The organism is Pseudomonas putida (genome assembly GCA_041879295.1).
In the GTDB taxonomy this organism is placed as follows: domain Bacteria; phylum Pseudomonadota; class Gammaproteobacteria; order Pseudomonadales; family Pseudomonadaceae; genus Aquipseudomonas; species Aquipseudomonas putida_Y.
This window is the reverse complement of record CP047152.1, coordinates 673,367-682,500: the sequence shown is the minus strand read 5'-3', so window position 1 is coordinate 682,500 and position 9,134 is coordinate 673,367. Positions and strand designations below refer to the sequence as shown.

Sequence of the window (9,134 nt, the reverse complement as noted above, 5' to 3'; positions counted from 1 at the left end):
GAGCGCCGCCCGCGCGGCGCATCGCGAGCTGCGCTCGCTCCTACGTTTGTTTCGGGCCAATTATGCCTGTGGGATTTGCGCGCGAACGCCTTGGCGCATGGCGCGATATCGCGTCGTACAAACAAGCGCATCGCGAGCTGCGCTCGCTCCTACGTTTGTTTCGGGCCAATTATTTCTGGGGGATTTGCGCGCGAACGCCTTGGCGCATGGCGCGATATCGCGTCGTACAAACAAGGCGGTCGCGCGCGCCTATCACAGGCGTGACTGGCCCGAAACAAACGTAGGAGCGAGCGCAGCTCGCGATGCGCCGCGCGGGCGGCGCTCGATCTCACAGGCACTGCAAAGGTGATGGCGGACACATCTCATAGCCAACGCCCTCTCAAAACAGCCCTCTCCCCCTACAACAGCAACAACCAAACCCCAAAAACAAAACGGGGAGGCCTGACGGCCTCCCCGCTTTGCTTACCCCACCTTAAAGGCTAGGGAATGCAAACTGCGACGCTTCATGGCTGGCCCGCTGTGGCCAACGCTGGGTAATTGCCTTACGACGGGTATAGAAGCGCACACCATCCGGACCATAGGCATGCAGGTCACCAAACAGAGAACGCTTCCAGCCACCAAAGCTGTGGTAGGCCACCGGCACCGGCAGCGGTACGTTGACACCCACCATACCCACCTCGATCTCGTCGCAGAACAGACGGGCCGCTTCACCGTCACGGGTAAAGATGCAAGTGCCGTTGCCATACTCGTGATCGTTGATCAGCTGCATGGCCTGCTCCAGGCTATTAACCCGGACCACGCACAGCACCGGGCCAAAGATCTCCTCTTTATAGATGCGCATCTCCGGGGTCACCTTGTCGAACAGGGTGCCACCCACGAAGTAGCCATCTTCATTACCTGCCACACGGAAGCCACGGCCATCCACCACCAGCTTGGCGCCAGCAGCAACACCGTCATCGATGTAACCCACGACCTTGTCACGCGCTGCCGCAGTCACCAGCGGGCCCATGTCCAGGCCACACGAGGTGCCGGCACCAATCTTCAGCGCCTTGATCTGTGGCTCCAGCTTGGCAATCAGGGCATCGGCCACTTGGTCGCCTACGCACACGGCTACCGAAATGGCCATGCAACGCTCGCCACATGAACCGTAAGCCGCGCCCATCAGGGCACTGACTGCGTTGTCCAGGTCGGCATCCGGCATCAGCACCGCGTGGTTCTTCGCGCCCCCCAAGGCTTGTACACGCTTGCCACGCTTGGTGCCTTCGGCATAGATGTACTCGGCGATCGGGGTAGAACCCACGAAGCTCAGTGCTTTCACTTCCGGCGCTTCGATCAGCGCATCCACCGCTTCCTTGTCACCGTGCACCACGTTGAGGATGCCCTTCGGCAAACCGGCTTCCAGCAGCAACTGGGCAATGTACAGAGTCGAGCTCGGGTCACGCTCGGAAGGCTTGAGGATGAATGCGTTGCCGCAGGCGATGGCCAGTGGGTACATCCACAGCGGCACCATGGCTGGGAAGTTGAATGGGGTGATACCGGCAACCACGCCCAGCGGCTGGAAGTCGGACCAGGCGTCGATGTTCGGACCGACGTTGCGGCTGTACTCACCCTTCAGCACTTCTGGGGCTGCACACGCGAACTCGACGTTCTCGATACCACGCTTCAGTTCGCCGGCGGCGTCTTCCAGGGTCTTGCCATGCTCTTCGCTGATCATCTGCGAAATCTTGGCTTCGTTCTGCTCCAGCAGTTGCTTGAAGCGGAACATCACCTGGGCACGCTTGGCCGGTGGGGTGTTGCGCCAGGCCGGGAAGGCAGCCTTGGCGGAATCGATCGCTTCCTGAACGGTTGCGCGGCTGGCCAGTTCGACCTTGCGAACGGCCTGGCCAGTGGACGGGTTGAAGACATCGGCGGTGCGCTCACCTTTGGTAACCAGTTCGCCGTGAATCAGGTGCTGAACAATGCTCATGCAAAACTCCAGATAAACATAGGAGAACCAGGCGCCCGCAGCGGGCATGCGCCTGGCATCAAAATCGGAAAGATCAGTCGATCAGGTTCAGGGTTTCGCCTACAGCATCGAACAGACGGTCCAATTCCTGCGGCTTGGTATTGAAGGTTGGGCCGAACTGCAGGGTGTCGCCACCAAAGCGTACATAGAAGCCAGCTTTCCACAGTTTCATGGCCGCTTCGTATGGGCGAACGATGGCGTCACCGTCACGGGCGGCGATCTGGATGGCGCCGGCCAGGCCGTAGTTGCGGATATCGACGATATTCTTGGTGCCCTTCACGCCGTGCAGCAGCTTCTCGAAATGCGGCGCCAGTTCAGCAGCAGACTGCACCAGGTTTTCCTTCTGCAGCAGGTCCAGCGCGGCGATACCGGCGGCACAGGCTACCGGGTGCGCCGAGTAGGTGTAGCCGTGTGGGAATTCCACGGCGTATTCCGGGGTCGGCTGATTCATGAACGTCTGGTAGATCTCGCTGCTGGCAATCACTGCGCCCATCGGGATGGCGCCGTTGGTCACCTGCTTGGCGATGCACATCAGGTCCGGGGTAACGCCGAAGGCTTCCGAGCCGGTCATCGCGCCCATGCGGCCGAAGCCAGTGATCACTTCATCGAAGATCAGCAGAATGTTGTGCTGGGTGCAGATTTCACGCAGACGCTTCAGGTAACCCTTCGGCGGCGGCAGCACACCGGCCGAACCGGCCAGCGGCTCGACGATGACTGCTGCGATGTTGGAGGCATCGTGCAGCTCGATCAGCTTGAGCATTTCGTCAGCCAGAGCGATACCGCCCTCTTCCGGCAAGCCTTTGGAGAAGGCGTTCACCGGCAATACAGTGTGAGGCAGGTGGTCGACGTCCAGCAGCTGACCAAACATCTTGCGGTTACCGTTGACGCCACCCAGGCTGGTACCCGCGATGTTCACGCCATGGTAACCACGGGCACGGCCGATGATCTTGGTCTTGGTGGCCTGGCCTTTCAGGCGCCAGTAGGCACGCACCATCTTCAATGCGGTGTCGGCGCATTCGGAACCGGAGTTGGTATAAAAGACGTGATTCAGATTGCCCGGAACCAGCTCGGCGATCTTTTCCGCCAGCTGGAACGACAGCGGGTGGCCGAACTGGAATGCTGGGGAATAGTCCAGCGTACTCAGTTGGCGGGTCACCGCGTCAGCGATTTCCTTGCGAGTGTGCCCTGCGCCGCAGGTCCACAGGCCGGACAGGGCGTCGAAGATCTTGCGCCCGTGGTCATCGACCAGGTAGTTGCCTTCGGCCGCCACGATCAGGCGAGGGTCGCGCTGGAAGTTGCGGTTGGCGGTGTAGGGCATCCAGTGGGCGTCCAGCTTGAGCTGGCTGGCGATACCGGCAGGGGCGGTTTCGGGCATGTTCATCGGCGGTTCCTCGGAAGACGATTAGGCAACGATGTATCTTGTTGCAGCTAAATTGGCACGGCGATAGAGTCAGAAAAAGCCTACATTTCTAATCTTCAGACAGGCCGAGACTAAACTAATGAGCCGACGACCCGATCCACTCGCCCAAGTCAGCGACTTCGACATCCGCCTTCTGAAGATCTACCGCAGCGTCGTCGAGTGCGGTGGCTTCTCGGCTGCCGAGAACGTACTGGGCATTGGGCGCTCGGCCATCAGCCAGCAGATGAACGACCTTGAGCAACGCCTCGGCCTGCGCCTGTGTCAGCGCGGACGCGCCGGTTTCTCGCTGACTGAGGAAGGCCGCGAGGTCTACCATTCAGCCCTGCAACTGCTCAGCGCGCTGGAAAGCTTCCGCACCGAGGTCAACGGCCTGCACCAGCATTTGCGCGGCGAGCTGAACATTGGTCTGACCGACAACCTGGTGACCTTGCCGCACATGCGTATCACCCATGCCCTGGCGGAACTCAAGGACCGCGGCCCTGATGTGCGCATCCAGATCCGTATGATCGCCCCCAGCCAGGTCGAGCACGGCGTGCTCGATGGCAGCCTTCACGTTGGCGTCGTACCCCAGACCAGCCCGCTTTCGGGGCTTGAGTACCAACCGTTGTACAGCGAACGCTCGCTGCTGTACTGCGCCGTCGGCCACCCGCTGTTCTATGCCGATGACCAGCAGATAGACGACGACCGCCTCAATAGCCAGGAAGCCATCACCCCCACCTTCCGTCTACCCGCCGAAATCCAGGCGCATTACCAGGCGCTGAATTGCACCGCCAGTGCTTCTGACCGCGAGGGCATGGCGTTTCTGATCCTCACCGGGCGTTACATCGGCTATCTGCCCGACCACTACGCCATGTTCTGGGTACAACAAGGCCGTTTGCGTGCGCTCAAGCCCAAGGAGCGTTTTTATGACCTGAGCCTGAGCTGGGTTACCCGCAAAGGCCGGCGCCCCAACCTGGTGCTGGAAAGCTTCCTCGAAAGCCTGGCTGCGACACGTTGATGCCAGTCTGTGCCGCAAACGCTTGTCACTTCGGCACAGGCAGGTAATCTTGTCCCACAGCCGCAGCCACTGCCTCGTACGGAATCGCCCATGACCCTAGAAGTCCCTGCGCATCGCCTCTCCGCCTCGGGCAAGCCCGCGGGCCGTATCCGCCAGAAGAACGAACAGGCCATTATCCAGGCCGCCGAAGATGAATTCGCCCGCCATGGTTTCAAGGGCACCAGCATGAACACCATCGCGCTCAAGGCGGGGTTGCCCAAGGCCAACCTGCATTACTACTTCACCAACAAGCTGGGCCTGTACATCGCCGTGCTCAGCAATATCATCGAGTTGTGGGACAGCACCTTCAACGCCTTGAGCGTCGATGACGACCCCGGTGAAGCCCTGAGCCAGTACATCCGTACCAAGATGGAGTTCTCCCGGCGCAACCCGCAAGCTTCGCGCATTTTCGCCATGGAAGTGATCAGCGGTGGCACCTGCCTGACCGAATACTTCAGCGCCGATTACCGCGAATGGTTCCGCGGCCGTGCTGCGGTCTTCCAGGCCTGGATCGAAGCAGGCAAAATGGACCCGGTCGACCCGGTGCACCTGATCTTCCTGCTCTGGGGCAGCACCCAGCACTATGCAGACTTCGCCACCCAGATTTGCCAGGTGACTGGCCGCAGCCGCCTGACCAAGCAGGACATGGAAGACGCGAGCAACAACCTTATCCACATCATTTTGAAGGGCTGCGGCATCAAGCCGGCTGCCTGACCGTCCTTTATGCCTTCTACCCTGCTCGACCTCTGCGAATACCGCGAGGAAATCCGCAAAAGCCGCTTCATCACCCTCGCCGGGCCAATCAGCAGTGCCGCCGAAGCGATGAGTTTCATCGAACGTCATAGCGACCTGGCCGCAACCCACAACTGCTGGGCCTGGAAACTCGGCGCGCAGTACCGCAGCAGCGACGATGGCGAACCCGGCGGCACCGCTGGGCGGCCGATCCTGGCGGCCATCGAAGCGCAGGACTGCGACCAGGTGGTGGTGCTGGTGATCCGCTGGTACGGCGGCATCCAGCTGGGTACCGGCGGCCTGGCCAGGGCCTATGGCGGCGGCGCCAACAAGTGCCTGCAACAGGCGCCCAAGCGCCTGCTGGTACAGCGCAGCAATTTCAGCTGCAGCTGCAGTTTCAGCGAGCTGGCGCTGGTGAAGCTGCGCCTGGCCGAGGTTGACGGCCTGGTCCTGGATGAACAGTTCACCGCCAATGGCGTTAACCTGCTGATTGCCCTCGGTGACGCCCACCTGGCGCCATTGCAACAGCAACTGGCGGATTTGAGCCGCGGACGTATTTTGCTCGAAGCACGCTGAACATTGCCCACAACAACTGTGGGCCTGCCTGTGGATAAGCTTGGGGCATTCTCTTGCAGGCTAGTGATTTCAAGGCCTTCAGGGCTTTGATCATATTTTGATCACGATTTGATGACCGCCGTAAACTGCTGAATGCGCGCGACTTATCCCCAGCGAGCCTCCCATCCAAGCCGCACCCCGCTTGCTCACCTTGCACACAATAACTGTGGACCAGCTTGTGGATAACCCGTGCGCCAACAGGCGAAGCGCCCGGCCCCGCAAGGCCCGGACATAACTGATCATTTTTTGACCACAAGCAAACCAGGCACGCGTATCCGCCGTGACGTATGCTCAATTCCTTTCTCCTACACCGATAAAGGAATGTTCCTATGGCCAATTCAAGAACTGCCCTCATCATCGGCGCCTCGCGCGGGCTTGGCCTGGGCTTGGTACAACGCCTGCACGAAGACGGTTGGCACATCACTGCCACCGTCCGTAACCCGCAGCAGCCCGGCGCCCTGGCGAACGTGCCCGGCGTGCGTATCGAGCAGCTGGAAATGAACGACACCGTTCAGCTCGACAGCCTGAAGCAACGCCTGCAAGGCCAGGTGTTCGACCTGATATTCGTCAACGCCGGGGTCATGGGCCCCTTGCCGCAAGACCTGGAGGCCGTAAGCAACAGCGACATTGGCGATCTGTTCATGACCAATGCCGTAGCGCCGATACGCGTGGCTCGCCGCCTGGTGGGTCAAATACGTGAAGGCAGTGGTGTGCTGGCCTTCATGAGCTCGATCCTGGGAAGCGTTACCATCCCCGACGGTGGCGAAATCTGCCTGTACAAGGCCAGCAAGGCGGCACTGAACTCGATGATCAACAGCTTCTTCGTTGAGCAGCAGCGCCCGGACCTGTGCGTGCTGGCCATGCACCCAGGCTGGGTGAAAACCGACATGGGTGGCGAAAACGCCGATATCGATGTGCTCACCAGCACCCGAGGCATGATCGAACAGATCAAGGCCCAAAGCGGCAACGGCGGCCTGCGTTTCATCAACTACAAGGGCGAACCCTTGGTCTGGTGATTCACCAGGTCGCAGCCCGGCTGGGCGCATTGCCCGGCCGGCCCCTGTAGAATGGCCGCAACCGTACCTGATTGAGATGAACCACTATGTATGACTGGTTGAACGCCCTGCCCAAGGCCGAACTGCACCTGCACCTGGAAGGCTCACTGGAGCCCGAGTTGCTGTTCGCCCTGGCCGAGCGCAACAAGATCGCCTTGCCCTGGGCCGATGTGGAAACCTTGCGCGGTGCCTATGCCTTCAACAACCTGCAGGAGTTCCTCGACCTGTACTACCAGGGCGCCGACGTGCTGCGCACCGAGCAGGACTTCTATGACCTGACCTGGGCCTACCTGCAACGCTGCAAAGCCCAGAACGTGATCCACACTGAACCCTTCTTCGACCCACAGACCCATACCGACCGTGGCATTGCTTTCGAAGTGGTGCTCAACGGCATCAGCCAGGCGCTCAAGGATGGTCGCGAACAACTGGGCATCAGCAGCGGCCTGATCCTCAGCTTCCTGCGCCACCTCAGCGAGGATGAAGCGCAAAAGACCCTCGATCAGGCCTTGCCGTTCCGCGATGCCTTCATTGCCGTTGGCCTGGACAGCTCGGAGATGGGCCACCCGCCAAGCAAGTTCAAGCGTGTGTTCGACCGCGCCCGCAGCGAAGGCTTCGTCGCCGTTGCCCACGCTGGCGAAGAAGGCCCACCCGAGTACATCTGGGAAGCCCTCGACCTGCTGAAGATCAAACGTATCGACCATGGCGTACGTGCCATTGAGGACGAGCGCCTGATGCAGCGCATCATCGACGAGCAGATCCCGCTCACGGTGTGCCCGCTGTCCAACACCAAGCTCTGCGTGTTCGAGCACATGAGCCAGCACAACATCCTCGACATGCTCGAGCGTGGTGTGAAAGTCACGGTCAACTCGGACGACCCGGCCTACTTCGGTGGCTATGTCACGGAGAACTTCCACGCCCTGCACACCCACTTGGGCATGACCGAGGACCAGGCACGTCGCCTGGCGCAGAACAGCCTGGATGCACGGCTGGTCTGAGTAGCATGAAGACGTTGCGCTCAACCGACCTGCAACGTCGCCACGCGGGCGATGCGATTGATCTGCTGGATACCCAGCGCCGAAATATGCAATGCCCGCGTGTCCTCTAACTCGCGCATCCAGCCAGATTGCAGGAACAACCTGAACAAGGCCTGGCCAAGTACGCCCCCCAGGTGAGGGCCCTGGTCATTCCACTCGGTGCAGCGGCAGATCACGCAACCTCGTTGCTGGTGTGGCGCCAAGGCATCGATGTATACCCCGACCAAGGCCAACTGCGCCCGCCCCTCGTCACTGACCATCAACTGCCGACCGCTGCCTTCCAGCCAGCCGGCCACCACCATGCGATGATATAGCTCACTGGCCAACTCCCCACCCAGATGATCGCCACAACGGCGCGCCCGGCGCATCGACATGGGCAGTGACGATACTGGCGCTTCGGCACGCTCTCCCCTGGCGCTTTCCAGCTGCACGCTGGCCAAGGCTTCTACCGCCGCTCCGACCTGCGGGGTTGCCAGGCAAAAGTAGCGTTTGCGGCCCCTGGCTTCATGCTTGAGCAAGCCGGCCGACGACAGCAACGAAAGGTGTGCGCAGGCGGACGATGAAGTCAGGCCAGTCATTATCGCGAGTTCATTGGCCAATCTAGGTGTGCCATCGATCAATGCCCACAACATGGCACTGCGCTTGGGATCGGCCATCAGGCTGGCGATCTGGCTGATACTGCTGGCTGCGTTCATGTCCTTGTAACTCCCTGCAATTTCACGGTGGGGATGCGATGGCCAACCCTGCCAGGGAAGCGCCTCTCGCTGGCACTGGCCTGGTTCGCCAGTATAAGCCGCAGAAAAACGCCGGTCAGACGACCACGTGCCACCCTACCCAAGATGAAAAACCACTGGGTATATCTACCCATGGCAAGCAGCAAAGCGGCTTCGAAAAACTCCTCGGCACCAAGTCAGCCAAGGCACCGGTACGCCCACACCGCCACGCTGAAACATCTTGATGAAAACAAACTTGCAGCCATTTCAGATGTGGCCCACAGCAACCTTCCACAAATAGCGCAAAACAAAGCGAAGGTTCTGGGGCTTTACAGGCATTGGGCCCAAAGCAGGAAACACCGCCAGGGAAATGCACACACTTACCGTCAGTCAGGACGCTGAAGCCGTGTCATGGCAGGCTGGCGGGCCAGCGCTACACTTGATCGGCTCCCCTTCCTGGAGGTATGCCGCGATGAAAATTATCGTAAGTGCGTCGAGCCGAAACCCCGCCTGCCCCTGGCAAG

The 9,134-nt window shown here is 60.6% G+C and carries 8 protein-coding genes; 5 read left to right on the top strand and 3 right to left on the bottom strand.

Features of this window, described 5'->3' with window-relative positions; all coding sequences use genetic code 11:
• Nucleotides 1-472: 472 nt before the first annotated feature.
• Together mmsA and GST84_03120 are read right to left on the bottom strand one after the other, a co-directional pair.
• On the bottom strand, nt 473-1,966 hold the full coding sequence (gene mmsA, locus GST84_03125) for a CoA-acylating methylmalonate-semialdehyde dehydrogenase (GenBank protein XGB11410.1): 1,494 nt from the start codon (nt 1,964-1,966) through the stop codon (nt 473-475).
• Nucleotides 1,967-2,039: 73 nt separating this feature from the next.
• Nucleotides 2,040-3,386, bottom strand: coding sequence for an aminotransferase class III-fold pyridoxal phosphate-dependent enzyme (locus GST84_03120; GenBank protein ID XGB11409.1), 1,347 nt, complete (start codon nt 3,384-3,386; stop codon nt 2,040-2,042).
• Between the two features lie 118 nt (nt 3,387-3,504).
• Between GST84_03120 and GST84_03115 the strand changes: the two genes are divergently transcribed.
• The 5 genes from GST84_03115 (at nt 3,505) to GST84_03095 (ending at nt 7,858) form a co-directional block, all read left to right on the top strand.
• A complete protein-coding gene (locus GST84_03115; GenBank protein XGB11408.1) occupies nt 3,505-4,422 on the top strand; it encodes a LysR family transcriptional regulator in 918 nt (305 codons plus the stop codon).
• A gap of 90 nt (nt 4,423-4,512) precedes the next feature.
• On the top strand, nt 4,513-5,175 hold the full coding sequence (locus tag GST84_03110) for a TetR family transcriptional regulator (protein ID XGB11407.1): 663 nt from the start codon (nt 4,513-4,515) through the stop codon (nt 5,173-5,175).
• Between the two features lie 9 nt (nt 5,176-5,184).
• Nucleotides 5,185-5,769 (top strand): DUF1949 domain-containing protein, encoded by a 585-nt coding sequence (locus GST84_03105; GenBank protein ID XGB11406.1) that lies wholly within the window; start codon nt 5,185-5,187, stop codon nt 5,767-5,769.
• A gap of 368 nt (nt 5,770-6,137) precedes the next feature.
• The gene (locus GST84_03100) at nt 6,138-6,824 is read left to right on the top strand and encodes an SDR family oxidoreductase (protein XGB11405.1); all 687 of its coding nucleotides are present in this window, start codon (nt 6,138-6,140) and stop codon (nt 6,822-6,824) included.
• Between the two features lie 86 nt (nt 6,825-6,910).
• Complete coding sequence (locus GST84_03095; GenBank protein ID XGB11404.1) at nt 6,911-7,858, top strand: adenosine deaminase; 948 nt, start codon at nt 6,911-6,913, stop codon at nt 7,856-7,858.
• A 20-nt stretch (nt 7,859-7,878) separates the two neighbouring features.
• On the opposite strand, the gene GST84_03090 is transcribed toward GST84_03095, so the two are convergent.
• Complete coding sequence (locus tag GST84_03090) at nt 7,879-8,592, bottom strand: helix-turn-helix domain-containing protein (GenBank protein ID XGB11403.1); 714 nt, start codon at nt 8,590-8,592, stop codon at nt 7,879-7,881.
• Nucleotides 8,593-9,134: the final 542 nt, after the last annotated feature.

Excerpts from the sequence above, each read along its gene's own strand:
- mmsA (XGB11410.1), bottom strand. The coding sequence starts at position 1,966 with ATGAGCATTGTTCAGCACCTGATTCACGGCGAACTGGTTACCAAAGGT.
- GST84_03100 (XGB11405.1), top strand. The coding sequence starts at position 6,138 with ATGGCCAATTCAAGAACTGCCCTCATCATCGGCGCCTCGCGCGGGCTT.
- GST84_03105 (XGB11406.1), top strand. The coding sequence starts at position 5,185 with ATGCCTTCTACCCTGCTCGACCTCTGCGAATACCGCGAGGAAATCCGC.
- GST84_03090 (XGB11403.1), bottom strand. The coding sequence starts at position 8,592 with ATGAACGCAGCCAGCAGTATCAGCCAGATCGCCAGCCTGATGGCCGAT.
- GST84_03115 (XGB11408.1), top strand. The coding sequence starts at position 3,505 with ATGAGCCGACGACCCGATCCACTCGCCCAAGTCAGCGACTTCGACATC.
- GST84_03120 (XGB11409.1), bottom strand. The coding sequence starts at position 3,386 with ATGAACATGCCCGAAACCGCCCCTGCCGGTATCGCCAGCCAGCTCAAG.
- GST84_03110 (XGB11407.1), top strand. The coding sequence starts at position 4,513 with ATGACCCTAGAAGTCCCTGCGCATCGCCTCTCCGCCTCGGGCAAGCCC.
- GST84_03095 (XGB11404.1), top strand. The coding sequence starts at position 6,911 with ATGTATGACTGGTTGAACGCCCTGCCCAAGGCCGAACTGCACCTGCAC.